Origin of the sequence: Massilia sp. GER05 (genome assembly GCF_052056005.1) — a bacterium.
Lineage (GTDB): Bacteria > Pseudomonadota > Gammaproteobacteria > Burkholderiales > Burkholderiaceae_D > Telluria > Telluria orientalis.
The window spans coordinates 5114515-5138723 of record NZ_CP178858.1 but is presented as its reverse complement, the minus strand read 5'-3'; the positions used below and the strand labels follow the sequence as shown (position 1 = coordinate 5138723).

Here is a 24209-nt window from a genome sequence, read left to right as displayed (position 1 = left end):
ACCCAGCTTACGCGATTGTAGCGTAGCGCGGCGCGCGGATTTCATGGTTGAGCAAGACTTTTTTCCAAGATGCACTATTTACCACAGTCATGCCCCGGGCAATGCGGTCTCGTCGCGCGCCGCGCCAGGGACGCGCACGAGGATGGCGCTGACGTTGTCCGGATAAAAGAATGCGGCCGGATGGGCATCGTAGGCTTCCATCAGCGCGTGCAGCATCGTCGCCGCGTCCGCGGTCCCGGCCAGCAGCTGCGGCCATTGTCCGGCCCAGCCGACCGGGTCCGAGCACGACCACAGGCCGTCCGTCGCCAGCAGGTAGGAGGCACCGGGACGCAGCTCGAGCGGACGGCGGTCGGCCAGCCCGGACAGCCACGACGGCAGGTTCAGCGGCGACAATTCGTACAGCGGGTCGTTCAGCCGCGTCGGGTCGGCGAACGCGTTCCCGAGCAGGAAGGCCTGGGCGATCTGCGGCCTGTGTTCGCCATGCACCTGGCGCCACCAGTCGGCTTCGCCCAGCAGGCCCGCCATCGCATAGGCGGTGGCGGGGACGTGGTCGACCGTCAGCGGCGCCGCGCGCGAAGGCGTGATTTCGTACAGGCGCGAATCGCCCACGTGGTACAGCAGCGGCGTGTCGTCCGCGCGCAGTTCCAGCAGGGTGAGCGTGGTGCCGGGGCGGGGGCCGGGCGCGTCGGCGAAATGGCGCTGCAGGTCGGCGTGCAGCGCGTCCAGGCGGCGCGCCAGCCCGGCGCCGGTTGCACACGGAGGCAGGGCGAGAAGGCCGGCCACGACGGCTTCCGCGGCTTCGCGGCCGTGGCCATGGCCGCCCATGCCGTCCAGCACGGCGAGGCGCGCGTGGCCGGGACGCCAGCCGGGGAGTCTCCGGCGCTGCACGGCCTGGTCCTGCAGCCAGGCGGCGTGGCCTTCCACGTCGATCAGCAGCAGGTTGTCCTGGTTTTCCGCGCGCAGGCGCGGCCCGGCGCCCAGGCGCGAGCACGCCGCAACGTCCAGGGGGCCGAAGCGCAGCCCGGCAGTGAAGGGAGAAATTGGCATCCTTTACTCTAACCGCAAATGCCAAACGACCAAGCTTCGATTAGATGGGGTTTTGCCGTCTACCTGTCAGCAACACGGCCGCGTTGACGAGCACGCACGCGCCGGCCGCCGCCATCGCGTACCGCACGCCGCAGGCGTCCGCCACGCGGCCCCAGAACAGGCTGCCCAGCGTGTAGCCGCCCGCCATCACGACGAGATAGATCGCCAGGGTGCGCGCCCGCACCTCCGCCGGGAACGACAGCTGGGCCGCTGCGTTCAACGTGGACACGACGGCCGACCAGGCCATGCCGCCGACCACGATCAGCGGGATGAGCAGCGCCAGCGTATGCAGGAAGGGCATGACCGCGAGCATCGCGCCGTACACGGCCAGCGCGGCGGCCAGGATCCTGGTCTTGTCGACCCGCGCGCGGATCGCCGGCAGGCAGAATGCGGCCAGCACGGCGCCGGCGCCCAGGCTGCCCATCAGGGTGCCGAACACGCTGGCGTCCATGCGGAGGACGTCGCGCACGAACACGGGCAGCAGGCCCGCGAAGGCGATGGTGGCGAAGAACACGGTGGCCACGTTGCGCAGGATGCGGCGGTAGCGCGGGCAGCCGAACGCCGTCTGCACGCCTTCGCGCAGGCGTGCGCGATAGCCCGCGCAGGGTTTCACGTGCGAGCGGTCGGCGCGCCACCAGGCGCGGTAGATGGCGAGCAGCCCGACGAACGAGATCGCGTTGAGGAGGAACAGCGGGCCGGGGCCGATCCATTTGAACAGGACCCCGCCCAGCGCCGGCCCGATGATCGCGGCCGTGTTGTACGACAGGTTGTTGAGAGTCGCGGCGGCTTCCACTTCGTCGGGCTCGACGAGTCCGGACATCGCCGCCTGCCACGCGGGCCACATGAACGCGGAGCCGCAGCCGAGGCAGAACAGCACCATCAGCACGACCGCGTGCGGCGCATGGCCGGAGGCGACGAGCGCGGCCAGCGTGCACGCGCAGCCCGCCATGAACAGGTTGCAGAAGAACAGGAATTGCGGGCGGTGCACGGCATCCGCGACGACGCCCGCGAACAGCGCGAACAGGAAGATCGGGATGTACGTGCATGTCTGCACGAGCGTCGTCGTGGACGCGGAGTGCGAGCTGGACGCGATCAGCCAGGCCGACGCGAACGTCTGGATCCACGTGCCGAGATTGGAGACCAGGTTGGCGCACCACAGGTGCCGGTAGCGCGCGTGGCGCAGCGGTTGCGTGAGCGGGACCTTGCGCCGGGACTGCGTACCCGCCTGCGCCGGGGTGAAGCTGGATGTCGTCATCGGGCCAGTCTAAGTGTGCGGCCCGGCCGGGTCAACGCGGCGGTGGGGCGGCCTGCGTGGTTTTCCCAACGTGACGTTTCGACAAGACGGCTGTGTTATCTTGTGACCCATGCAAATACGCTTACTGGAACCCGCCGACATCCCGGCGGCCGCCGCCGTCCTGCGCCGCGCCGCCGAGACGTTCTTCCTGCACGAATCCGCGCCGGAAGACGCCGCCGGCTTCCTCGCCCAGCACGACGCCGCGGGCCTGCGCCGCAATCTCGATGCCGGCTTCGTCTACCACGTGGCCGTCGTCGACGGCGTACTGGCCGGCTTCATCGGCGTGCGCGGCGGCACGCACGTCTTCCACCTGTTCGTCGACGCCGCGTACCAGCGGCGCGGCATCGCGCGGGCACTGTGGGACGCGGGACGCGCGGCGGCGCTCGTGCCCGGGCATCCCGGTTTCTTCACCGTGAACTCGTCGAATTTCGCCGTGCCGTTCTACGCCTCGCTCGGCTTCGTACGCACGGCGCCCATGCAGGTCGACAAGGTGCGCTACAACCCGATGCGCCTGTCAATGCCGCTCGTCGGTGCGGCGTAGCCACAGGCTGCTCGCCCAGCCTTCCACGCCGCTGCCTTCCACGCGCACGCGCCACCAGTCGCCGTCGGTCGCCCCCGTCGCGCTGACGACCGTACCGGGCCGGAGCACGCGCATGCGGGGGGCGCGCACGCCGCGGTCCTCGCGCAGGTTCAGGTCGTCGACGACAAGGTAGCGCGCGCCGGCGGCCGGGCCGGCTGCCACGGCCACGGGTACCGGCGCGGCCGGCAGCAGCGCGGAGAACAGCAGGCCGACGCCGAGCGTGCCGCCGGCAACGACGGCCAGCGCCCGCAGGTTGGGCCGGCGCCACCATGCGCGCGGCGTGCACCACGCGGCCAGCACGAGCGTCGCCGCCAGCGCGCCGGCCCACACGAGCCACGAAGCCATGGCCGCCTCACGCATCGAAACGCAGCACGTAATGGCCCGCGACGAGGTGGTGCCCGGCCGGCAGGCGGTACGGCTGTTCCGGTGTCGCGGCGTCGATCGCGGCGACGAATGCCAGCTTGTCATCGAGGTGGTACAAGGCCTGCGTAGGCGACAGGCGCGCGATCCGCCAGCCGTCCGGCCCCGCTTCGAAGCTGAACGCGTCGCGCGACAGGCCCAGGCGGTCGGCGCTCGACGGCGGCGTGCCGGCGGCATTCTTGAGGAAGGCCGGCGAATCCAGCACGCGCAGCGCCGCGAGCATGGGCGCGCTCCGGCCGAACGTGAAGCGCGCGCCCGGCGCCACCGGCAGCGCCGGCGGCTGCGGCAGCACGAGCAGGGCGCAGTAGCGGTCGGCCAGCGCCGGCGCGCAGGCGGCCAGTTCCACGCGCGTGCCGTCGACGGGGCTGAACGCGGCCGGCGCGGCGATCCGTTCGCGGCCGGCCTGGGTGATCGCCTGCAGCTGGTCCTGGTCGTCGACGGCGAAGCCGATGACCGTATCCGACGGTTGCGCCGCCGGAATGAACGCGCGGTTCAGGTTGATCTCGAGCGCCTGCGCGCCCGTTTCGCGATAGCGCGACAGCCGCGGCAGCGCCAGCGCGGCCAGCGTGACGCGCTGGCGCGACACGGGCGCGTACGTTGCGTCGACCGTTGGCGGTGCCGGGGTGCGTGCCACCGGCAGCGCGGTCAGCTCGGGATCGGGTGCGGCGCGCGGTTTCCAGACGGCGGGGCGGGCGGAGGCGGGTTTGACCGGCGCCGGCGCGCGGCTCGCCGCGGTTGGCGTCACGCGCAGCAGCAGGCGCAGCGCCGCGCCGGTGGCGTCGACGGCGCCGCGGCGCGACTTGATCGTCCAGTAGCCTGCGGCCGCGTCGTAGCCGCACTCGAAGGCGTCCTTCGGGCGCACCTGCACTTCGAGCGGCGAGTCCGGTCCGTCGTTGATGAGGAGGACGGCGCCTTCCGCGCCGAACGGCCAGCCCGGCGCGGCGTACGTGGCCTCGTGCGCGTCGTGGCCGATCAGGGTCAGTCTCTGGTTCGGGTAGATGGGGCAGACGGTCTTCCACACGGCGCTGTCGCGCGACACGCTGACGGTGTACTGCACGGCCTCGCTCGGCGCGGGCAGGTACACCGCATGGCCGAATTTCACTTCGACCTCGCCCGGCTCCAGGCGGTCGGCGCCGACGACGTGGTAACGGACGTCGTCGCCCTGCAGCAGGTCGCCGAAATCCTTGCGGTGCAGCGCGGACAGCGACTCGGCGAGGTCGCGCACGCGGGCGCCGCGCGTGAGGTGGCGGTCGTCGTCGACCTCTTCCTGCGGCAGCATCAGCGTGATGTGGGAAAAGCAGCGCGTCGCCGCGCGTCCGCGCTGTTCGCGCGGCGAGCGTTCCAGCAGGTCGCGCAGCAGCGGACGGCGCGCGAACAGCGCGAGCCCGGGCGCCTGCCAGATGGCGTGGGCGTCGAAGACGTCGTTGATCTTGCCTAGGGCTTCATGTTGGACGTAGACCGGCATGATTCGTTCTCCTCTAAAGTTTGGCTGCTGGCGGCAGCGGCACCTAGCAGGGGGCAGATGAAAAACAGCAGGTGCGAGCCGCCCGCCGACAGGAAGCTCATCGGCTGGCCCATCACCGGGAAGATCGCGAGGTTCGTGCCCCACGAGAGCAGGAAGTGGCCGAACGCGAACGCGGCGCCGCCGGCCAGGAAGAAGCAGCGCAGGCGCGCGAGCCACGCCACGCGGAAGTCGCGCGCGTTCGCCCCGGCCAGCCAGCAGCGCATGGCAAGGCGCAGCAGCGCGGCGAGGAACAGCGCCTGCAGCAGCCACAGGCCGACGGCGGCCGCGAGCCCGTGGCGCGCGAGGTAGAACGACGCGGCGAAATCGTCCTGCACGGCCGGGATGCGCAGTGCAAAGCCCGGATCGCGGCCCAGCGCCGTGACGCCGAACGCGCCGTCGGCGCCCACCCAGCCGCCGTGCGCGATGGCGCGGGCGCCCAGCAGCAACTGCTGTCCCGTGTGCGGATGCGTGCCCGGGTCGAGCCAGACGAGGAAGCGGTCCGCATAAAAATCCCAGCGGGCGATGCCGTCCGCGCCCGCGCCGCGCAGCAGGGCCACCGTCGCGACGGCGGCCAGCGCGACGCACGCCAGCGCCAGCGCGGTGCCGCGGCGGCGCGTGGCCAGCGCCTGTGCCAGCATCATCGTGCCGCCCCACAGCGCGAGCAGCACGAGCGGAGAGTAATCGTCGACCTGCACGAGCGCGACGCCCAGCAGCAGCATGAACAGCAGCGCGGGCGCGCCGACCCGAACGGCACGACGCCACGCGCCGCCCGGTGCGGGACCGTCCGCGCAGGCGAGCGCCAGGCAGTGGGCGGACAGCGCGGCCAGCGCCAGCTTGGCGAATTCCACCGGCTGCAGGTCGAACACGCCCGTCTCGTCGCCGTACGCCACCTGCAGCAGCAGCGCGAGCAGCGCGGCGCCGGTCAGCAGCAACAGCGCCAGCTCGATGCGCGCCTGCGGCAGCGGCCGCGCCGGACGCACGACGCTTGCCAATGTCGCGGCGCCGGCGCCCAGCGCGAACAGCGCCGCCGTCTTGTGGAAATGGCGCAGCCAGGCGGTGTCCGGTGCGCCGAGTCCCAGGTCCAGCTGGGCGAGCAAGCCCACGGCCAGCAGCGGCAGCGCGGCGGCGAGGACGGGTTCGAGCCTTCGCGGGGCCAGCAGCGCGAACGCGAGCGCGGCCCATGCCGCGAGCAGGCCGATGCCCGCGCCCGCCGGCGTGCCGGTGCGCTGCAGCCAGAACAGGACGGCGCCGCTGCCGGCCAGCAGCAGCGCGAGGCCGATCGCCGCGCCCGCGCGCAAACGGCTGGCCGGGTTCAGGACGAGCGCCGTCAGCGCGCCGGTCAGGGCCAGCCCGAGGACGGCCAGCAGCGGCAGCGCGGCGGGTGGCGGCAGGTCCCATGGGCCGCGCCGCGTCCACGTCCACGCGACGCCGGCCGGCAGGCGCTTCCGTGTGTCGGCATACAGCGCGACGTGGCCGCCGGGATGCAGCCGCAGCACGTCGCCGCCCGGGGCGAGCAGCAGGCGGGTGCGGCCCGCGACGAGCGTCTGCCCGGCCGCCAGCCGCAGCGGACGGCCGGCCAGTAATGCCGCGCCGCGCTCGTCTTCCAGCAGCAGTGGCACGGCGGGTGCGGCGCCCAGCAGGAAACCGTCGTCGTTGCGCGCGATGCCGCCGGCGTGCAGGGGCAGGCCCGCGATCGCGATGCGGTTGCCGCAGTCGAGGTTGCCGCCGAAGACGAGCGGGCGGCCGAACGCCAGCGCGTGCGGGGCGATCCGGTTCCACGCATCCGCGAAGCGCGTGTCGGGGCAGGCCGGTTGCGGCTTGCCGTCGCGGCGGAGCAGGGCACCGTCGTAGCGCCAGCGGGTGCCGCCTGCCGCCAGGTCGACGGCGTCCGCGCCGGCCGCGTCGACGCGCATGCGCAGCACGCCCAACTGGAATTGCTGGCCGGCCCCCAGGACCACGCTGCCGCTGCGGCGCTGGCGACTGCCGTCCTGGACGCGCAGCGGGGCGCCCGTGCCGTCGTCCGCCGCCCACCACGTGCCATCCTGGTCGCGCCCCAGCCGCAGGCGGCCCGTATCCGTCGCGGGGGCGCCGAGGGCGGCGTGGTCGACGTCGAGCGTCGCGCCCGGCGCCACCGTCAGTGCGACCTGCGCGGGCAGCCACGCGGCTGGCGCGCGCAGCAGCGCGAGCATCTGCAGCGCGCACAGGGCGGCGACCAGCGTGCCGGCGGCGAGGCGGGTGCGGCTCATGCGGCGCTCCGCAGCGGGTTCGCGCCGGCCGCGGCGCGGGCGATCAGGCGGCTGATGTCCAGCGCATGGCGGGGCCGCGCTTCCGGACGCGGTGCCAGCAGCGCGCGCAGCAGCGCCACGGGCGCGTCGCCACCGTGGCCGGCGAACAGCGCGGCCTCGTCCGGCGCGAGGATCGCGGGTGCGCGCAGTGCCGCGGCGCCCGCCGTGCCCTGGGCCCGGTAGGCGTCCGCGCAGGCTGCGCAAAAGCGCAGCGGGATGCCGGCGACGAGCCAGTAGAGCAGGGCGCCCAGTGCAAAATAGTCGCTGCGCGCGTCGGTCCGGTAGCGGCCGGCGTCATCGGGAAAGAATTGTTCCGGCGCCTGCCACGCCGCGGTGCCCGCATACGAATGCGCGGCGCTGTCCCGCAGGGGGCGATTGGTGCCGAAGTCCGCCAGCTTGAGCGTGCCGGTGCGCGCATCGACGAGCAGGTTGGCCGGCTTCAGGTCCAGGTAGCGCCAGCCGTATTGGTGGACTTTCGCCAGCGCGGTATTCACTTGCGCCGTCCACGCGAGTGCCTGGTGTATGCGAGGGCCGTCGCCGCGGCTGCGCAACGCCGCCACGTGGGCGGCGAGGTCGCCGTCCAGCAATTCGAGCGCGAGCGCGGGCTGGCCGTCGTGTTCGCCGCTGTCGAGCAGGCGCACGATGTGTCGCTGGTCCCATGGCTGCAGGCCGCGCAGGAAGGCGATCTCCGCCTCGAAGCACGCGCGCCAGACGGTCCGCTGGGGCGGCAGTGCGAGCTCCATCTGCGCGCGGTTGACGAGTTTCACCGCGGCCGGCGTGCCGTCCAGCACCGACGCCGCGCGCCACACCTGGCCGTAGCTGGAACCACCCAGCGGCGCCTGCAGGCGCCAGGCGCCCGCCGTCAACGTGATGATGTCGCCTGCCTCGACCATGTAGCCTCCCGAACGGCGGCCGGTGCCGCCTCGGCGGGGAATAGCGGGGGGAGGGAGAAAACGTGTTAAAGTCGACAAGATTGCCGTGATCGCAACTAGTCGAGGAAGCCATGTCCAAAGCCACGTTCAGTGCCCGGGTATTCGCCGGCTACGTCTTCGTCGTCAGTACCGTGCTCGTCGTCGCGCCGAACGTGCTGCTTGGGATCTTCGGCATCACTTCCACGTCCGAGGTGTGGATCCGCGTTGCGGGTGTACTCGCATTCAATATCGGCATTTACGCGTGGATCGGCGCCAGGCACCGGCCGTTCCTGGAAGCGTCGGTCTACACGCGTGCGCTCGTGTGCGCCGCGTTCGTCGTCTTTGCACTGCTCGGCTTGGTCAGCCCGATGATCGTGCTGTTCGGCCTTGTCGACCTCGCGGGCGGCATCTGGACGTGGGCCGCGCTGAAAGCCGACGCGCGTGCCGTGGCGTCCGCGCCGCCCGGGCTGCGCGCGAACGCGCAATAAAAAACCGCGCACGAGGCGCGGTTCCCGGATCCGGTGCTGCGATCAGCGGTGCCAGCCACGGTCATGGCCGCGGTCCCAGCCGCCGCGGTCGCGGTCGTAGCCGCCGCGGTCGCGGTCCCAGCCGCGATGACCGCCGCGGTCGTGGTCGTAGCCGCGGCCCCGTTCGACGACGACGACGTCCGGGCGCGAGTTGTAGTAATAGCGGGGCGATTCCACATACACCGGACGCGACTCGACGTAGGCCGGTGCCGACTGGTAATAGCCACCGGAATAGCCGCCCGAGTAGGCGTAGCCGCGGTTGCGATAGTAATAGTCGTCGTTGGTGCGGACCGAATTGCCGACCGCGGCGCCGATGGCACCCCCGACGAGCGCGCCGTCGCGACCACCCACGCTGCCGCCGATGGCGGCGCCAGCCAGTGCGCCCACGACCGTGTTCACCCCCCGATCGCCAGCCATTGCCGAGGTGGACACGGCAGCCGCGGCCAGGAGCATGGCACCAATGCATTTTTTCTTCAACATGGTTAGTTCCTTGCGCCTCAACGGGGATCGGGATGATCGCAACTACGCCAGGCATGCAATCATCATAGATACATCCGTGTATGCTGCCACGCGTTAATACAGATTATTACATCTGCTTCCGCCGCGGTAACATCGGTTACAGGCAGGCCTTGCAGTCGGCGTTCGCCGCCCCATCTTGGAAGCGTCATCGACTGTACGAACCTACCATGGCGCGCCGGCGTTCTTTCGTTTCCATTCTTGCCATCCTCCTGCTGTTGCACGCCTATATCGGCCTGCGGCTGTTGCCTGCGCTGGACGCCGGTGTCTTCGGCATGCTGGCGGGGGCCGTGCTGCTCGCCGTGTCGGCCGCGCTCGTGCGCATCGGCCTCGTCGCGCCGAGCCTGCGCCGCACGCGCTGGACCGAACCGCTCACCTGGGCCGGACTGCTCGCGATGGGTCTGTTTTCCTCGCTGTTCGTGCTGACCCTGCTGCGCGACGTCTTGCTGCTGGCGCTCGCGCTCGGCGGCGCGGGCGGGCGCGGCTTCACCCACGACAGCGCCGTCGCGGTCCCGCTGCTTGCACTGGCCATCACCTGCATCGGGTTCGTCAACGCCCGCCGCGTGGCGCGCGTCGTCAAGGTCGAGGTGCCGATCGACGGCCTGCCGGAAGACCTGCACGGGTATTCGATCGCGCAGATTTCCGACATCCACGTGGGCCCGACCATCCGCCGGCCTTACCTGAACGCCATCGTCACGAAGGTCAACGCGCTCAGGCCGGATGCCATCGCCATCACGGGCGACCTCGTCGACGGCAGCGTGCAGCGCCTGGCCCTGCACACGGAACCGCTGGCGCGCCTGTCTGCGCCGGACGGTACGTTCTTCGTCACCGGCAACCATGAATATTATTCCGGCGCCGAGCAATGGATCGCGGAAGTGCGCCGCCTGGGCCTGCGCGTGCTGCTGAACGAGCACGTGATCCGGTGCCGCGGCGGAGCCAAGCTCATGATTGCCGGCGTCACGGATTACACGGCGCAGCATTTCAACCCCGCCCACAAGAGCGACCCGCACCTCGCCGCCGCGGGCGCGCCGGACGACGTCGCCGTGCGCATCCTGCTGGCCCACCAGCCGCGTACGGCGCCGGCCGCGGCCGACGCCGGCTTCGACCTGCAATTGTCCGGCCATACCCACGGCGGCCAGTTCTTCCCGTGGAATTTGTTCGTGCCGCTGCAGCAACCATTCGTCGCCGGCCTGAACCGCGTGCGCTCCCTGTGGGTGTACACGAGCCGCGGCACCGGGTACTGGGGGCCGCCGAAACGCTTTGGCGCGCCGTCCGAGATCACCCTCGTGCGCCTGGTGCCCGGCCGCGTGTGACTGAGTACGCCAATATATTTCCCCAAAAACAAGCGGATGCGTTATCGTTTTGGTTTTTCCCCCGACCAAAGGATTGCAAGCATGAATCGCCTCCGTCTCCCCGCCTTGAGCCTGCTCGCCGCCTGCCTGATGGGCACTACCGCGAACGCCGCCACTCCCGGTAATGACCCGGCCGCGCTCGCCAAGGTGCGCGATACGGCCTTGCAAAGCGATTACGCCTACCAGCGGCTGGAAGACCTGACGGACCTCGTCGGCCCGCGCCTGTCGGGTTCGCCCGGCGCCGCCGCCGCCGTGACGCAGGTCGCCGACGAGTTGCGCAAGCTGGGCGCCAAGGTCACGCTGCAACCGGTCAAGGTGCCGCACTGGGTGCGCGGCGAAGAGAAGGGGGCGCTCGTGGACTACCAGGGCCGTCCGGCCGGCGTCACGCAAAAGATCGTGCTGACCGCGCTGGGCGGATCGGGCGCGACCCCGGCCGCCGGCATCACGGCCCAGGTGATCGTCGTGCGCACGTTCGAAGAACTGAAGGCGCGCGCGGCCGAAGTGAAGGGCCGCATCGTCCTGTTCGACGTGCCGTTCGACCAGAACATGGCGGACCGCGGCCTGGCAGGCACCGCGTATGGCCAGGCCGTCGCGTTCCGCGGGGCCGGCCCGCGCATGGCGGCCGAGATGGGTGCCGCGGCGGCCCTCGTACGCGCCGTCGGCGGTGCGGCGTACCGCATCCCGCACACGGGCGCCACGCTCCTCAAGGACGATGCGCGCATCCCGGCGGCCGCCGTCACGATCGAAGACTCGCTGCTGATTTCGCGCCTGTCGAAGCGCGGCCCCGTCACGATGCACCTGACCCTGACGCCGCAGATCCTGCCGGACGCCGACAGCTACAACGTGATCGCCGACTGGCCGGGCACGGACAAGGCCGACGAGATCGTGATCGTGTCGGGCCACCTGGATTCGTGGGACCTCGCCACCGGCGCCAACGACGACGCGTCCGGCGTCGTCAGCGCGATGGAAGTGATCAACACGCTGCGCAAGCTGGATTACCGCCCGCGCCGCACGATCCGCGTCGTCGCCTGGATGAACGAGGAGAACGGCGGCCGCGGCGGGCACACGTACGACGCCGTCAACAAGAAGCTCGCCGAGAAGCATTTCGCCGCGTACGAGGACGACGGCGGCTCGGGCCGTCCGTTCGGCCTGCACGCGGGCATCGGCGTGGCCGGCGCGAAGCTGCTCGCGCCGCTGCAGGCGGCCCTGTATCCGATGGGCGCGGGCGCATTCCGGCGCGACGACGTCGTCGGTGCCGGCGACCTGCACGACCTGGAAGATTCGGGCGTGCCGACCTTCGAACCGTGGATCGATTCGTCCGATTACTTCAATTATCACCATACCCCCGCCGATACCTTCGATAAGGTGGATCCGGAAAACCTGCGCCGCCACGCCGCCGTCATGGCGACGACGGCCTGGTTCCTGGCCAACATGGATCAGCCCATTGGCCGCTCCAACGTCTTCACCGAGGCGAACACGACGAAGTAAGAGCAGCAGCGCTGCGGCAGGCGGCGCGCCGCCTGCCGTGGCCGTCATCCGGCGTCGATGCGCCGGATCGCGCGGGCATGCCCGCGGAACGGACGGCCATACACGGTCTGGATGCCGCTGGCAAAATTCTGCCCCCAGACCAGTTGCGGCCGTGTGTCGTGGGACTCGTTCGACCAGTACCAGACGCGGTCGAAACCTTCCCGCAGGTTGGCGAACAGCAGGGCGAGTTCGCGCCGTGTCGGCAGCTCGCCGTGCTGCGCGCCAGCCCATTCGCGCGCGGCAGGCCAGCTGACGTCGGACGCTTCGTCCGGCAACAGCACCAGGTGGTAGTCGGACTCGCCGTTCTTGCCGAGTATCAGGCCGGCATAGGCTTCGCCTTCCTTCAACATTTCTTGGATCCTCAGGTAGTCACCCATTGCGCAACCCTTTCGTCATGTCTTGCGGTCTCGTATGACCATCGATCGCCGCGCTTGGTTGCGACATTCGATACGACCTAGCTCATAACGGCGTTTGCAATAATGGTTCTCAACTATCGTTGTGAAGGTGACTTGCTGCAATTGTTGACTTCGGGATACGTCAGTCGTCGAGCGGACGGGTGATATCCGGCCCGTCGGCGCCGGCCCGGTTGACGGCCGTGCTGACCTTGTACCATTCGAAGGCATCCGCCGGCACCGCCGCATGGCGCGCCAGTTCGATGGCCTGCTGGGGCGACAGGCCCGGATCGAGCCAGAGTTTCGCGTCTTCCGCCTCCAGCACGACGGGGCGGCGGTCGTGGATGTCCAGCATGCCGCCGGACGCGTCGTCCGTGACGATGACGAAACCGGCCTCGGCGCGGTTCTCCTCGAACGGGCCGAAGTTGGCGACGGCCAGCATGAACAGCGGGGCGTGGTCCTTGCGGTGGATGTGCCACGGCTGCTTGTGGCCTTTTTCTCCCGTCCACTCGTACCAGCCCTCGGCGGGCACGATGCCGCGCCCGTTCTTGACGAGCCGCGACCAGTAGCGGTTGGCCAGCTTTTCCAGCCGGGCGTTGATGACGATGGGCACCTTGCCTTCAGCCCATTTCGCGCGGTAACTCCAGAACACGTCGTCCACGCGCTGCTCGCCGTCCTGCACGTGCATGACGGGGCGGTAGGTGCCGGGCGCCGCGTTCGTCGTCGGTCTCGACTCGCTGTCGAACACGGCGTCGGTCCAGCCGATCAGGTTGGCGTAATGGCGCGCGGTCTGGCTTTGGTCAAATCGTCCACACATGGGACGATGGTAGCGCAGATGGGAAACGGCAGTCGTCCGTTAGGGCGCGCCGTGCCGGTCGGTCCGTACATGGTGGCGCCGGATTCATGCGACGAGGCGGCCGGTGGGCGCGAACCGCCACAACAATCCCGTCAGCGCCAGCGACAGCGCGAAGACGAGGGCGACGACGATGATATCCCGGCCGGGGACGGCGCGCAGCGGCGCATCCGGGCCGGCAAGCAGGTCGACGAACAGGAAGTGCGACGCATAGATGCCCAGCACCAGCGGCCCGAGTCCGGCGAGGCGGGGACAGCGCAGCGGCGCCGGATCGGACAGGGCCAGCATCGTCATGCCCAGACCATAGAAATAGGTGCCGAGCACGAAATCCTGTGCCATGTTCGTCCCCCAACGTGCGTGCAGCCAGGCGACCTCCGCCAGCTGGAGGGCCAGTCCGCCCAGCGCCAGCGCGGGACCGAGCCGGCGCCATGCGGGCCGCGGACCCAGGCGCTGCAGACGGACGCCGGTGACGAACATGATCAGGCTGAAGCACAGCCCGTTGCGCATGTTGATGGGCGTGTGGAAACCGATGGGCGTGTCGGCATACGCCTTGCCTGCGAGGCCGAGCGCGTACAGCGCCAGCGCCAGGACGACGAGCGTGCGCTCCATGCCGCGCGCGAGCAGGGCGCCGGTCACGAGGGCCGCCAGTGCAAGTGCCGGCAGGAACCACAGGTGGGCCTTGGTGCCTTGCAGCAGCAGGGTGGGCAGGCCGGGGAGGGGGCGCGTGGCGGCTTCCCAGCCCACCGCCGCGACCGTGATGAGGAAATAGATCGCGGACCAGGCGACGAACAGCACGAGGACGCGCCGGGCGAGCGCCACGCCGGCCGTCCGGCATGCGGCACGGTCCTGGCAGCGGCCGGCCCAGAAATAGCCGGACAACATGAAGAACAGCGGCACGGCGAAGCGTTCCAGCTGGTCGCACACCGTGCGCGCGTCGAAGCGCAGTCCGACCGCGTCGAGGCCTGCGCGCGGCGCGGTGTGCAGCGCGATGACGGCGGCGATCGCCAGGACCCGGAAGACGTCGACGGCCTGGATGCGCGCCGCGGCGGACCGGCCCTCCTGTTGTTTCTGCATCATCGTGGTGGGCATTTGTTCAACGATTTTGCCGAAAACCGCATGAATAGTTCCTTCTCGGCAAGATCATTCGACTCGAATTTGCTAAACTCATGGATTATTGCTATCGCGCAAGTTCGCGCGCTTGTCCCGGGACTCGTGCCAGTCTCAACAGTGTTGCACGTCCAGCCCATCCAGCCCGTTTCGATTTGAGCGCCTTACTCCTATTATTCGTCACCATCGCACTGTCGGCGATCATGCTGATGGTCCTGCGCTCGCTGGCAAGTAGCGGGGTGCCCGGCATGCGCGAGTGGACGGTCGCGAACGTCCTGGCCATCGCGGCGCTGCTGCTGTTCGCCGGCCGCGGGCGGATCGCGGATGTGCTGTCGATCGACATCGCGAACCTGCTGTTCCTGTGCGCGCCGGCGCTGATGCATGCCGGCTTCCAGCGCCACCTCGGGCGTCCGGCGCCGTACGGTGCGCTGGCCGTGCTGGTGGCCGCGTCGACCGCGGCGCTGGGCACATTCCACTATGTCGTGGATGCGATGGCGGTGCGCGTCGCGCTGTCGTCCCTGTTTCACGGCATCGTGTGCGTCGCCATGGCCTGGGGGCTGCGGCCCTGGGCGCAGCCCGGCCGGGCCGGTTATCCGATCCGGTTCGCGTTCGGCGCCGCGCTGACCCTGGCGGCGGCCCACGCGGTGCGCGCGCTGATGTACGCGACCCACCATGACGCCCAGGTCGCGCTGTTCGACGCTTCGCCGGTCAACCTGGTCTGCTTTGCCCTCGGCACGCTGGCGCTGCCGGGCCTGACCCTGGGCGCCGTGATGATGGCGAACGCCGGCCTGATCGGCCAGGCCCGGTATGCGGCGGAACACGACCACCTGACCGGCGCCTGGTCGCGCCGCGCCTTCTTTGGCCGCGCCGGGCGCGCCCACGCGGATGCCGTGCGCGCGGGCAGGACACTGTCGGTGCTGATCTTCGACGTCGACCATTTCAAGTCCATCAACGATACCCACGGCCATGCCGTCGGCGACCTTGTGCTGGCCGACCTCGTCGCGCGGACGGGCGCCGTGCTGCGCGGCGACACCTGCGCCCGGCTGGGCGGGGAGGAATTCGGCGTCCTGCTGCCGGATTCCGATGCGGACGCGGCCATGTCGCTCGCCGACGAATTGCGGCGCACGCTCGAACAGGCCGCCGTGGCCGGACCAGGGGGCGTGGCCGTGCGCTACACGGTCAGCGTGGGGGTGGGCAGTCTCGATGATGGGGAGTCGCTGGCGAGCCTGTTGCAGCGGGCGGATGCGGCGCTGTATGCGGCCAAGCGGGGCGGGCGGAACCGGGTGGCGGATGCACGGCTCGTGGACGGCGAGCGATGTAAGTACGCAACGCCGGGCAGTTAGCGAGTAGGAATTTTCCTACAGCTGAGCTACTATCTGGAAATCGTTCTTATATTTAGAGCATTGGCAATCCATGCACACCCCTACCGTCACCGTCATCGCCCTCTGCTATAACCACGAGCGTTTCGTGCTGGACTGCCTGGAGAACATTCGCGCCCAGACGTTCCAGGATTTCGAATTGATCGTGATCGACGATTGCTCGCGCGATCATTCGCCGCAGGTCATCGCGAATTGGCTGGCCCAGCATTATCCGGCGGCCCGTTTCATCCGCCACGAGGTCAACCGCGGTATCTGCGCCTCGCTGAACGAAGCGCTGGCGCTGGCGCAAGGTACGTACGTCAGCATGACCGCCACCGACGACACCTGGCTGCCGCACAAGCTGGAATCGCAGGTGGCGCTGGCGCAATCGCTCGACGCCGACACGGCCGTCATCTATGCCGATGCCGGGCAGATGGATGAGGCGGGCGAATTGCTCCCCAAACCGTTCATCGAGGCGCATGGCGTCACCGAACCGCCGCAGGGACGGATCTTCAGCATGCTGGCCAACGGCAATTTCATCCCCGCCATGGCGACGCTGATCCGGCGCGACGCACTGGAGGCCGTTGGCGGTTACGACGAACGCCTGAACTACGAAGACTACGACATGTGGTTGCGGCTGGCGGACCGTTATGCCTTCGTTTTCCAGCCCGAGGTCGTGGCGCACTACCGTATCGTGGCCACGTCCGTGGTGCGTACCGTGTTTGCCCAGCCGAGCGCCTGGTATCACCACTCGAATTTCCTGATCCGCCAAAAATGGTTGCGCTCGGGCCGCCTGACGCGGCAACAGCGCACGCTGTGGGCCGACAAGATGTGGTGGGCGGCGTACGGATTGTTCGTCCTCGACGACCGGCGCGCCGCGTCCTGCCTGTGGCTGGCGTTCCGCCACTCTGGCCGGCCGCGCGCGGCGGTGCTGGCATTGGCGTCCCGGCTCGGGGTGTCGCACGCGCGGCTCATGCGGTTGCGCCGGGCCGTCACCGGGATGACCCGGAGCGCGCGACCTGACTTCAAGCCGGAATGACACCCGCGCCAGCGCCGTCAATATTGTAATTTCGACCCTGATCGGGTCTGGCTGTGCTAGAATTCGGCGCGCTGCCCGGATGGTGAAACTGGTAGACACCCGGGACTTAAAATCCCGTGCCAGCGATGGCGTGCCGGTTCGATCCCGGCTCCGGGCACCAGGTGCCTCTGCGCATTTGGCAGCTAGCCATCACTCCTTTTTCCGACTGCGATCGTTCCGCAAAATGCGAGTCATTCCGCAATGATCGTCTTGCCTTGAATCTGCCTGACCAGAGCGCGGTCAATATCAACAGATAGTTATCGAGCATGGTGCAAACCTCAACCGTTGGTTTGTAAACTGTCTCGACGGTGAGGATGCGCCGCCCCGAACGGACGCACGATGGCCGCCGCCGCCGCTACCAGCACATGCGGCGGACGCGGCGCCAGCCGTCGCCCCCCTGGCCGCGTCAGCACGCGCAACGCGACGTCGAACGACACGCCGTCCTCGTGCAGGAGGCGGGCGGCGCGGGCGGTGCCATGGTGCCGGCTGGCGTCCAGCACGGCCTCGATGAACATGGCGGAGATGCGGTCATGGCGTCGATTCATCGTTCGCTCCCTGAAGGCCGAGTCCGTATCATTGTGCGCCGATCCGGCCGCTGCTGCCATTCAACATGCATGACGCGTGCCGGCCGGCGGCGCATGGTGTAGCATGCGGGGCGATACGCCCGCGGCCGCCATCGCCGCGGCAGGAAACATGCAAGGATACATTTTGAATATCACGATCAACGAGGAACTCCGCTCTTTCATCGATCCCCTCACTCCCGTCGAATACGCCGCACTCGAACGCAGCCTGCTGGCCGACGGCTGCCGCGACGCGCTCGTGCTGTGGCGCGACGTGCTGATCGACGGGCATAACCGCTACGACATCTGCACGAAGCACGGCATTCCGTTCCGGACGGTCAACAACGACAAGTTCGACTCCCTGGAAGACGTCATGCTGTGGGTGATCGACAATAACCTCGCGCGCCGCAGCGTGTCCGACTTCCAGCGCGGCATGCTCGCGCTGCGCAAGAAGGAAATCGTCGCCGCGCGCGCCGCCCAGCGTGCCGCCGAGGCGCCGCCGGACCAGCCGGCGCCGGAACCTGCCGACGATCCGGTCGACCCGCCCTGGAGCACGCGCGAGGACGTGGCCAAGGCCGCGCGCGTGTCGGCCAACACGCTGAGCCAGATCGAGCGCATCCGCAAGACGGCGGCGCCGGAACTGGTCGACGCCGTGCGCAGCGGGACGATTTCCGTCAGCGCCGCCGCCAGCGTCGCGTCGCTGCCACCGGAAGCGCAGGTCGCCGCCGTCGCCGGCGGGCGCAAGGAGCTGCAGCAGGCCGCGCGCCAGGTGCGCGAACAGAAGGCGGGCGCCAAGCCGAAGAAGGAGACCCTGCCGGATTCGCCGGAAGACCAGGTGAAGGCCTTGCGGGCCCAGGTCGGCGAATTGAAGGACCGCGTCGCCACCTTGATGACGGAAAACGAAGTGCTGCGCCAGAAGCTCGCCGCGCTCGGCGGCGCCTGATCGAGGCGTTCCCATGACGCCGTCCCGCGCGACCCCGGTCGCCATCGCCTGCGCCGCGCTGTTCGCGCTCGTCCAGCCCGTGGCCGCGCATGCCGCCACGCAGTCGCATGCCGCCGCCGCATCCTCCGAGCGCGCGCGCATGCGGGCCCAGGCACGGCGTGTGACGATCCTGCGCGACAAATGGGGCATCCCGCACGTCTTCGGCAAGACCGATGCGGACGCCGTGTTCGGCATGCTGTACGCGCAGGCCGAGGACGATTTCAACCGCGTCGAGCTCAATTACATCAACGCGCTGGGGCGGCTGGCCGAGGTCGAGGGCGAGAAGGCGATCTGGCGCGACCTGCGCATGAAGCTGTACATCGACCCGGCCGAGCTGAAGGCGAAGTATGCGGAGAGCCCGGCATGGCTCAGGAAGCTGATGGATGCGTACGCGGATGGCCTGAACTGGTATCTCGCGACGCATCCGCAGGTCAAGCCCACGCTGATCACGCGTTTCGAGCCGTGGATGGCGCTCGCGTTCAGCGAGGGCAGCATCGGCGGCGACATCGAGACCATCGACCTGAAGGCATTGCAGGCGTTCTACGGGGCGGCACCGGCGCCCGCCGTGGCGCTCGCCGACAAGGGCTTCGATCCGGAGCCGCGCGGCTCCAACGGCTTCGCCATCGCGCCGCGCCTGACGGCCGGCGGCCACGCGCTGCTGCTGATCAATCCGCACACGTCCTTCTATTTCCGGCCCGAGATCCACATGGCGAGCGGGGAGGGACTGAACGCGTACGGTGCCGTCACATGGGGCCAGTTCTTCATCTACCAGGGCTTCAACGACCGCGTGGGCTGGATGCACACGTCGGGCGGCGGCGATGTCATCGACGAGTACCTGGAAACGGTGGAGCGGCGCGACGGCGGTTTCGTCTACAAGTACGGCGCCGGCGAACGGCCCGTGCGCGCGAAGACCATCGAGCTGCCCTATAAAACCGCGAACGGCATGGCGACGCGCACCGTCACGGCGTACTTCACGCACCACGGTCCCGTCATCCGCGCGCAGGACGGCAAGTGGGTCGCGGTGCGCATGATGGACGACCCGATGCACGCGCTGATGCAGTCGTACGGCCGCACGAAGGCGCGCGACTACACTGCGTTCCGCAAGGTGATGGACCTGCGCACGAATTCGTCGAACAACACCGTCTACGCGGATGCCGACGGCAATATCGCCTACTTCCACGGCAATTTCATCCCGCGCCGCGATCCGCGCTTCGACTGGACGAAGCCCGTCGACGGCGGCGACCCGGCCACGGAGTGGAAGGGCCTGCACGACGTCGGCGAGACGATCACGGTGTTCAATCCGGCGAGCGGCTATATCTCCAACACGAACAACTGGCCGTGCACGGGCTTCGGCGCGAGCAGCCCGGATTGCTCGAAATATCCGGCCTACATGTGGTCGCTGCCGCAGAATCCGCGCGGCGTGCACGCCGAGCGCGTGCTGCACGATGCGCGCGACCTCACGCTCGACGGGCTCATCGCGAAGGCCTACGACAGCTATCTGGCGGCGTTCGAACCGCTCGTCCCGGCCGTCGTCAAGGATTGGGATGCGCTGCCGGACGGGGATCCGCTGAAGGCACGCCTGGCCGACCAGGTGGCGCTGCTGCGCGGCTGGGATCTGCGCTCCTCGACGGCGTCCGTGCCGACGTCGCTCGCCGTGTACTGGGGCCAGGCCATGGTCGCGCAGGCATCGAGCCGCGCGAAGGCGCAGCATGTCCCCGTCATCGATTTCGTGCAGACGCGGCTGACGCCGCAGGAACGCCTGGATGCATTGGGGCGCGCGAGCGACAGGCTGCGGGCCGACTTCGGCAGCTGGAAGACGCCGTGGGGCGAGATCAACCGCTTCCAGCGCCTGTCCGGCGCCGTCGACCAGCAGTACGACGACAACAGGCCGAGCCTGCCCGTCGGCTTCACGTCCGCCAACTGGGGCTCGCTCGCGTCGTTCGGCATGACGGCGCAGCAGACGACGAAGCGCATCTACGGCGACCGGGGCAACAGTTTCGTTGCCGCGGTCGAGTTCGGCCCGCGCCTGCGCGCGAAGAGCATCCTGGCCGGCGGCGAGAGCGGGGATCCGGCGTCTCCCCATTTCGCCGACCAGGCCGCGATGTACAGCCGCGGCGAATTCAAGGACGTGCTGTACTACCGGGAAGACATCGAAAAACAGCTCGAGCGCAAATACCATCCGGGCGAGTGACGGCGGCCCGCTGCGCTGGCGCCGGGCGATGCCGGATTGCCGGCGGGATTGTTATAATCCTCGGATCGTACAACGGCTTTCCAGGGCGGGACAGGGCAGTGGCAAAACTCTATTTCAGGTATTCGGCAATGAACGCGGGCAAGTCGACGTCGTTGCTGCAGGTGGCGCACAACTATGAGGAGCAGGGCCAGAAGGTCCAGCTGTACACGGCCGCCATCGACGACCGCTACGGCGTCGGCCAGATCACCTCGCGCCTGGGGCCGCAGCGCCAGACCGACGTGTTCGACAAGACCACGAATTTCCTGGACAAGGCCCCGGCCGTGTCCTGCGTGCTCGTCGACGAAGCCCAGTTCCTGACGAAGGAGCAGGTCGTGCAGCTGCACCAGCTGGCGCAGGTGCGCGGCGTGCCCGTCATCTGCTACGGCCTGCGCAGCGATTTCCGCGGCGAGCCGTTCCCCGGCTCCGCGCACCTGCTGGCGCTGGCCGACGATATCGAGGAAATCAAGAACATCTGCACGTGCGGCAAGAAGGCGACGATGAACATCCGGGTCGATCCGGAAGGACGCCGCATCCGCGAAGGCGAGCAGGTCAGCATCGGCGGCAACGAGAGCTACCGCCAGGCCTGCGCCCGCTGTTTCTACCTGGGCTGACGCGCCGCGGCCATGTCCTGGCTTGCGGGCTGCACCCCCCATCTGCCCGCCTGGGCCTGCGGCCTGGGCGAGATGCTGCTCTATCTCGTGCCGTCGCTCGCGCTCGCGTTCCTGATCTGGATGGTGACGCGGGCGCACCCCGCCTTCTTCCTGTTCAGCGCGGTCGGCACGTTCTGCCACGAGCTGGCGCATTTCTCGGTCGGGCTGCTGCTGGGCGCCGAGCCTGTCGGTTTTACCATCATCCCGCGCCGCAACGGGCGCGTGTGGGAGCTCGGGTCCGTCTCGTTCGCCAACCTGCGCTGGTACAACGCCGCGCCCGCGGCGCTGGCGCCTTTCCTCGTGCTGCTCGTACCCGTCACCGTGGCCTGGTGGCGCACCCGCGCCCCGTGGCACTTCGGTCCGGCCGACCTGGCGCTGACCCTGCTGCTGGCACCGCAGTTCCTGTCGTTCTGGCCATCGCCCGTCGACTGGAAACTGAGCGCGCGCAGCTGGCCTTATCTGTTGATCATCGCGGCGGGCGGCCTGGCTTACTGTTGGTTTCAAACCAGTTTGTTTCGATTTGTAAAAACGTAGGCCGGCGGGCGCCGTGAAGACTTAAGCTCGGCTGAAGACGCGTACAAGCCGGCTCTGCGCCGCCGCGCTATCCTGTAGAATGGGTTGCATCCGCCGCTGCGTCGGCGCGACTGCCGGCCCGCCCGCCAGACAGTCGCATGAATATTCCCGTCCGGAGAACCAAGAATGAAGAAGCAGTTGTTGACGGTCGCGCTGGCGTTTGCCATGTCGGCCCACGTGGTCACGGCGCAGCCCGAGAAGGTTGCCGCGGTCAAGACCGACACGGCCCCCATCGTCCAGATCAAGCCAGCCCCCGCCCAGACCCAGGCCGCCCTGTGGGCATCGCGCGTGCTCGCGCGCTACCACTACAAGGCGACGCCGCTGGACGACGCGATGTCCGCGAAGATCTTCGACGCTTACTTCAAGGCGCTCGACAGCGAGAAACTCTACTTCACCCAGGCCGACATCGACAGCTTCGCGCCCGTGCGTACCAAGCTGGACGACGCGATCAACAATGAAGACCTGACGGTCCCTTTCCAGATCTACAACGTCTACCAGCAGCGCTTCTTCGACCGCATGACGTATGCGCGCGAGCTGTTGAAGGGCAAGTTCGATTTCAGCACGGACGAATCGCTGCAGATCGACCGCGAGAAGGCGCCGTGGGCCAAGAACGAGGACGAGGCGAAGGACCTGTGGCGCAAGCGCGTCAAGAACGACTGGCTGCGCCTGAAGCTCGCCGGCAAGGACGAGAAGGCGATCCGCGAGACGCTGGACAAGCGCTACGAGGGCTACCAGAACCGCCTCAAGAAGCTGAACAACGAAGACGTGTTCCAGATGTTCATGAACGCGTACGCGATGGCCATCGAGCCGCACACGAACTACCTGGGCCCGCGCTCGGCCGAGAACTTCGACATCGCCATGCGCCTGTCGCTGGACGGCATCGGCGCCGTGCTGCAGTCGCGCGAGGACTACACCGTGATCCGCGAGATCGTCCCGGGCGGCCCCGCCGACAAATCCGGCAAGCTGAAGGTGGGCGACCGCATCGTCGGCGTCGCGCAGGGCAATGGCCCGTTCACGGACGTGATGGGCTGGCGCATCGACGACGTCGTGCAGCTCGTGCGCGGCGAACGCAACTCGACGGTCCGCCTGGACGTGCTGCCGGCCGACGCCGGCCAGGACGGCAAGCACACGACCATCTCCCTCGTGCGCCAGAAGATCAGCATGGAAGAGCAGTCGGCCAAGAAGAAGATCATCGAGGTCACGGATAACGGCGTGAAGCGCCGCATCGGCGTGATCCAGCTGCCGACCTTCTACCAGGACTTCGAGGCGCGCCGCAAGGGCGACAAGGACTTCAAGAGCGCCACGCGCGACGTCAAGCGCATCCTGGGCGAACTGAAGAAAGAGAAGGTCGACAACGTGCTGATCGACCTGCGCAACAACGGCGGCGGTTCGCTGATCGAGGCCGTCGAGCTGACGGGCCTGTTCATCGACAAGGGCCCGGTCGTGCAGCAGCGCAGCGCCGAAGGCCGCGTCGAGGTCGAAAGCGACACGGATGCCGGCCTGGCCTGGGACGGCCCGATGGGCGTGCTGATCAACCGTGGTTCGGCATCGGCGTCGGAAATCTTCGCCGCCGCGATCCAGGATTACGGCCGCGGCATCATCATCGGCGAGCCGAGCTTCGGCAAGGGCACCGTGCAGACGCTGATCAACCTCGACCGTTTCTCGCAGAACGACAAGATGAAGTACGGCGAGCTCAAGATGACGATCGCCCAGTTCTTCCGCATCAACGGCGGCACCACGCAGCTGCGCGGCGTCACTCCGGACATCAAGTTCCCGGTCACGTCGGATGACGACAACTTCGGCGAAGCGTCCTACGACAACGCGCTGCCGTGGGTCCAGATCAAGCCGGCGACGTACATGCCGTCCGGCGACCTGAAGGAGCTGTTCAACCCGCTGCAGAAGAAGCATGATTCCCGCGTCGCGAAGGACCGCGACTTCCTGGACATCGAGCAGGACATCGCGGAAGCGCTGAAGGTCCGCAAGGACAACGTCATCTCGCTGAACGAGACCGTGCGCCGCAAGGAGCGCGAGAACCAGGAAGCGAAGGCCCGCCTGCGCGAATCGCGCCTGGCCGGCAAGGACAATCCGGACGAGCCGGTGTCCGGTCCGGGCAGCAAGGAGCAGCGCGGCAAGGTGCCGACGCCGACCAGCCCGAAGAAGACGAATGTCGTGCTGAAAGGCGCGGCGAGCGCGGACGACGGGCTGCAGGGCGACGAGCGCAGCCTGACGGCGGAACTGGCCGCCGAGAAGGCCGCCAAGAACGCCAAGGACGTGTATCTGCAGGAGGCTGCCCACATCCTGGCCGACGAGGCCGGCATGTTGAAGGCCGACACCCGCATGGCGTCGCGTGCGATGCCATACATGTCGATGTTGAAACAACCTGGGAACTGATTAGTTGTTAAATGTGAAATAGCCGCCGGTTAA

At 68.8% G+C, this 24209-nt stretch carries 22 protein-coding genes and 1 tRNA gene; 12 read left to right on the top strand and 11 right to left on the bottom strand.

Going from position 1 to position 24209, the window contains the following annotated elements:
• Positions 1–87 precede the first annotated feature (87 nt).
• Positions 88–1047: a PP2C family protein-serine/threonine phosphatase gene (locus tag ACL58G_RS22755; protein ID WP_413388315.1), complete on the bottom strand. Its 960-nt coding sequence runs from the start codon at positions 1045–1047 to the stop codon at positions 88–90.
• Between the two features lie 40 nt (positions 1048–1087).
• Positions 1088–2341 carry an MFS transporter gene (locus tag ACL58G_RS22750; protein ID WP_440963264.1) on the bottom strand — a complete coding sequence of 418 codons (1254 nt, stop codon included), beginning with the start codon at positions 2339–2341 and terminating at the stop codon, positions 1088–1090.
• Positions 2342–2450: 109 nt separating this feature from the next.
• On the opposite strand from ACL58G_RS22750, the gene ACL58G_RS22745 reads away from it, so the two are divergent.
• Positions 2451–2921, top strand: a complete 471-nt coding sequence (locus tag ACL58G_RS22745; RefSeq protein ID WP_440963263.1) for a GNAT family N-acetyltransferase — start codon at positions 2451–2453, stop codon at positions 2919–2921.
• Here ACL58G_RS22745 and ACL58G_RS22740 read toward each other — a convergent pair.
• Genes ACL58G_RS22740 through ACL58G_RS22725 form a run of 4 tightly spaced genes read right to left on the bottom strand, consistent with a single transcriptional unit; the run spans position 2895 to position 8062 of the window.
• The gene (locus ACL58G_RS22740; protein WP_440963262.1) at positions 2895–3305 is read right to left on the bottom strand and encodes an SH3 domain-containing protein; all 411 of its coding nucleotides are present in this window, start codon (positions 3303–3305) and stop codon (positions 2895–2897) included. The two genes, ACL58G_RS22745 and ACL58G_RS22740, sit on opposite strands and share 27 nt — an antisense overlap.
• A gap of 7 nt (positions 3306–3312) precedes the next feature.
• On the bottom strand, positions 3313–4845 hold the full coding sequence (locus tag ACL58G_RS22735) for a hypothetical protein (RefSeq protein WP_440963261.1): 1533 nt from the start codon (positions 4843–4845) through the stop codon (positions 3313–3315).
• The gene (locus ACL58G_RS22730; RefSeq protein WP_440963260.1) at positions 4815–7130 is read right to left on the bottom strand and encodes an FtsW/RodA/SpoVE family cell cycle protein; all 2316 of its coding nucleotides are present in this window, start codon (positions 7128–7130) and stop codon (positions 4815–4817) included. Before ACL58G_RS22730 ends, ACL58G_RS22735 begins: the two co-directional genes overlap by 31 nt.
• Positions 7127–8062 carry a protein kinase domain-containing protein gene (locus tag ACL58G_RS22725; protein WP_440963259.1) on the bottom strand — a complete coding sequence of 312 codons (936 nt, stop codon included), beginning with the start codon at positions 8060–8062 and terminating at the stop codon, positions 7127–7129. The genes ACL58G_RS22730 and ACL58G_RS22725 overlap by 4 nt, the downstream gene beginning before the upstream one ends.
• 110 nt (positions 8063–8172) lie before the next feature.
• Here ACL58G_RS22725 and ACL58G_RS22720 point away from each other — a divergent pair, with 110 nt between their 5' ends.
• On the top strand, positions 8173–8568 hold the full coding sequence (locus tag ACL58G_RS22720; RefSeq protein WP_413388322.1) for a hypothetical protein: 396 nt from the start codon (positions 8173–8175) through the stop codon (positions 8566–8568).
• Positions 8569–8610: 42 nt separating this feature from the next.
• On the opposite strand, the gene ACL58G_RS22715 is transcribed toward ACL58G_RS22720, so the two are convergent.
• Positions 8611–9087, bottom strand: a complete 477-nt coding sequence (locus ACL58G_RS22715; RefSeq protein ID WP_413388323.1) for a glycine zipper domain-containing protein — start codon at positions 9085–9087, stop codon at positions 8611–8613.
• 206 nt (positions 9088–9293) lie between these two features.
• Between ACL58G_RS22715 and ACL58G_RS22710 the strand changes: the two genes are divergently transcribed.
• Entirely contained in the window at positions 9294–10436 is a 1143-nt protein-coding gene (locus ACL58G_RS22710) for a metallophosphoesterase (protein WP_413388324.1), read from the top strand.
• 81 nt (positions 10437–10517) lie between these two features.
• Positions 10518–11963: a M20/M25/M40 family metallo-hydrolase gene (locus ACL58G_RS22705; RefSeq protein ID WP_440963258.1), complete on the top strand. Its 1446-nt coding sequence runs from the start codon at positions 10518–10520 to the stop codon at positions 11961–11963.
• Positions 11964–12007: 44 nt separating this feature from the next.
• Here the strand turns inward: ACL58G_RS22705 and ACL58G_RS22700 are convergent, their stop codons facing one another.
• From ACL58G_RS22700 to ACL58G_RS22690, 3 genes are all read right to left on the bottom strand, one after another.
• Positions 12008–12352, bottom strand: coding sequence for a DUF1566 domain-containing protein (locus ACL58G_RS22700; protein WP_413388326.1), 345 nt, complete (start codon positions 12350–12352; stop codon positions 12008–12010).
• 187 nt (positions 12353–12539) lie between these two features.
• Entirely contained in the window at positions 12540–13211 is a 672-nt protein-coding gene (locus ACL58G_RS22695; protein WP_413342512.1) for an SOS response-associated peptidase, read from the bottom strand.
• Between the two features lie 84 nt (positions 13212–13295).
• Positions 13296–14324, bottom strand: a complete 1029-nt coding sequence (locus ACL58G_RS22690) for an acyltransferase (RefSeq protein WP_440963257.1) — start codon at positions 14322–14324, stop codon at positions 13296–13298.
• Positions 14325–14509: 185 nt separating this feature from the next.
• Between ACL58G_RS22690 and ACL58G_RS22685 the strand changes: the two genes are divergently transcribed.
• The 3 genes from ACL58G_RS22685 (at position 14510) to ACL58G_RS22675 (ending at position 16911) form a co-directional block, all read left to right on the top strand.
• Positions 14510–15697: a diguanylate cyclase gene (locus ACL58G_RS22685; protein ID WP_440963256.1), complete on the top strand. Its 1188-nt coding sequence runs from the start codon at positions 14510–14512 to the stop codon at positions 15695–15697.
• 70 nt (positions 15698–15767) lie between these two features.
• Complete coding sequence (locus tag ACL58G_RS22680) at positions 15768–16751, top strand: glycosyltransferase family 2 protein (protein ID WP_440963255.1); 984 nt, start codon at positions 15768–15770, stop codon at positions 16749–16751.
• Positions 16752–16824: 73 nt separating this feature from the next.
• Positions 16825–16911: transfer RNA gene (locus ACL58G_RS22675), tRNA-Leu, on the top strand.
• 157 nt (positions 16912–17068) lie between these two features.
• Here the strand turns inward: ACL58G_RS22675 and ACL58G_RS22670 are convergent.
• The gene (locus ACL58G_RS22670; RefSeq protein WP_440963254.1) at positions 17069–17335 is read right to left on the bottom strand and encodes a hypothetical protein; all 267 of its coding nucleotides are present in this window, start codon (positions 17333–17335) and stop codon (positions 17069–17071) included.
• A gap of 163 nt (positions 17336–17498) precedes the next feature.
• Here ACL58G_RS22670 and ACL58G_RS22665 point away from each other — a divergent pair, with 163 nt between their 5' ends.
• The 5 genes from ACL58G_RS22665 (at position 17499) to ACL58G_RS22645 (ending at position 24176) form a co-directional block, all read left to right on the top strand.
• On the top strand, positions 17499–18293 hold the full coding sequence (locus tag ACL58G_RS22665) for a hypothetical protein (RefSeq protein WP_440963253.1): 795 nt from the start codon (positions 17499–17501) through the stop codon (positions 18291–18293).
• A gap of 13 nt (positions 18294–18306) precedes the next feature.
• A complete protein-coding gene (locus tag ACL58G_RS22660; protein ID WP_440963252.1) occupies positions 18307–20523 on the top strand; it encodes a penicillin acylase family protein in 2217 nt (738 codons plus the stop codon).
• A gap of 98 nt (positions 20524–20621) precedes the next feature.
• Positions 20622–21173, top strand: coding sequence for a thymidine kinase (locus tag ACL58G_RS22655; RefSeq protein ID WP_413388335.1), 552 nt, complete (start codon positions 20622–20624; stop codon positions 21171–21173).
• A 12-nt stretch (positions 21174–21185) separates the two neighbouring features.
• Entirely contained in the window at positions 21186–21746 is a 561-nt protein-coding gene (locus ACL58G_RS22650; RefSeq protein ID WP_440963251.1) for a hypothetical protein, read from the top strand.
• Positions 21747–21911: 165 nt separating this feature from the next.
• On the top strand, positions 21912–24176 hold the full coding sequence (locus ACL58G_RS22645; protein ID WP_413388337.1) for a carboxy terminal-processing peptidase: 2265 nt from the start codon (positions 21912–21914) through the stop codon (positions 24174–24176).
• The last annotated feature ends 33 nt before the right edge of the window (positions 24177–24209 follow it).

Coding starts and splice junctions, on each gene's coding strand:
- ACL58G_RS22755 (WP_413388315.1), bottom strand. CDS start 1,047: ATGCCAATTTCTCCCTTCACTGCCGGGCTGCGCTTCGGCCCCCTGGAC.
- ACL58G_RS22750 (WP_440963264.1), bottom strand. CDS start 2,341: ATGACGACATCCAGCTTCACCCCGGCGCAGGCGGGTACGCAGTCCCGG.
- ACL58G_RS22745 (WP_440963263.1), top strand. CDS start 2,451: ATGCAAATACGCTTACTGGAACCCGCCGACATCCCGGCGGCCGCCGCC.
- ACL58G_RS22740 (WP_440963262.1), bottom strand. CDS start 3,305: ATGGCTTCGTGGCTCGTGTGGGCCGGCGCGCTGGCGGCGACGCTCGTG.
- ACL58G_RS22735 (WP_440963261.1), bottom strand. CDS start 4,845: ATGCCGGTCTACGTCCAACATGAAGCCCTAGGCAAGATCAACGACGTC.
- ACL58G_RS22730 (WP_440963260.1), bottom strand. CDS start 7,130: ATGAGCCGCACCCGCCTCGCCGCCGGCACGCTGGTCGCCGCCCTGTGC.
- ACL58G_RS22725 (WP_440963259.1), bottom strand. CDS start 8,062: ATGGTCGAGGCAGGCGACATCATCACGTTGACGGCGGGCGCCTGGCGC.
- ACL58G_RS22720 (WP_413388322.1), top strand. CDS start 8,173: ATGTCCAAAGCCACGTTCAGTGCCCGGGTATTCGCCGGCTACGTCTTC.
- ACL58G_RS22715 (WP_413388323.1), bottom strand. CDS start 9,087: ATGTTGAAGAAAAAATGCATTGGTGCCATGCTCCTGGCCGCGGCTGCC.
- ACL58G_RS22710 (WP_413388324.1), top strand. CDS start 9,294: ATGGCGCGCCGGCGTTCTTTCGTTTCCATTCTTGCCATCCTCCTGCTG.
- ACL58G_RS22705 (WP_440963258.1), top strand. CDS start 10,518: ATGAATCGCCTCCGTCTCCCCGCCTTGAGCCTGCTCGCCGCCTGCCTG.
- ACL58G_RS22700 (WP_413388326.1), bottom strand. CDS start 12,352: ATGTTGAAGGAAGGCGAAGCCTATGCCGGCCTGATACTCGGCAAGAAC.
- ACL58G_RS22695 (WP_413342512.1), bottom strand. CDS start 13,211: ATGTGTGGACGATTTGACCAAAGCCAGACCGCGCGCCATTACGCCAAC.
- ACL58G_RS22690 (WP_440963257.1), bottom strand. CDS start 14,324: ATGATGCAGAAACAACAGGAGGGCCGGTCCGCCGCGGCGCGCATCCAG.
- ACL58G_RS22680 (WP_440963255.1), top strand. CDS start 15,768: ATGCACACCCCTACCGTCACCGTCATCGCCCTCTGCTATAACCACGAG.
- ACL58G_RS22670 (WP_440963254.1), bottom strand. CDS start 17,335: ATGAATCGACGCCATGACCGCATCTCCGCCATGTTCATCGAGGCCGTG.
- ACL58G_RS22660 (WP_440963252.1), top strand. CDS start 18,307: ATGACGCCGTCCCGCGCGACCCCGGTCGCCATCGCCTGCGCCGCGCTG.
- ACL58G_RS22650 (WP_440963251.1), top strand. CDS start 21,186: ATGTCCTGGCTTGCGGGCTGCACCCCCCATCTGCCCGCCTGGGCCTGC.
- ACL58G_RS22645 (WP_413388337.1), top strand. CDS start 21,912: ATGAAGAAGCAGTTGTTGACGGTCGCGCTGGCGTTTGCCATGTCGGCC.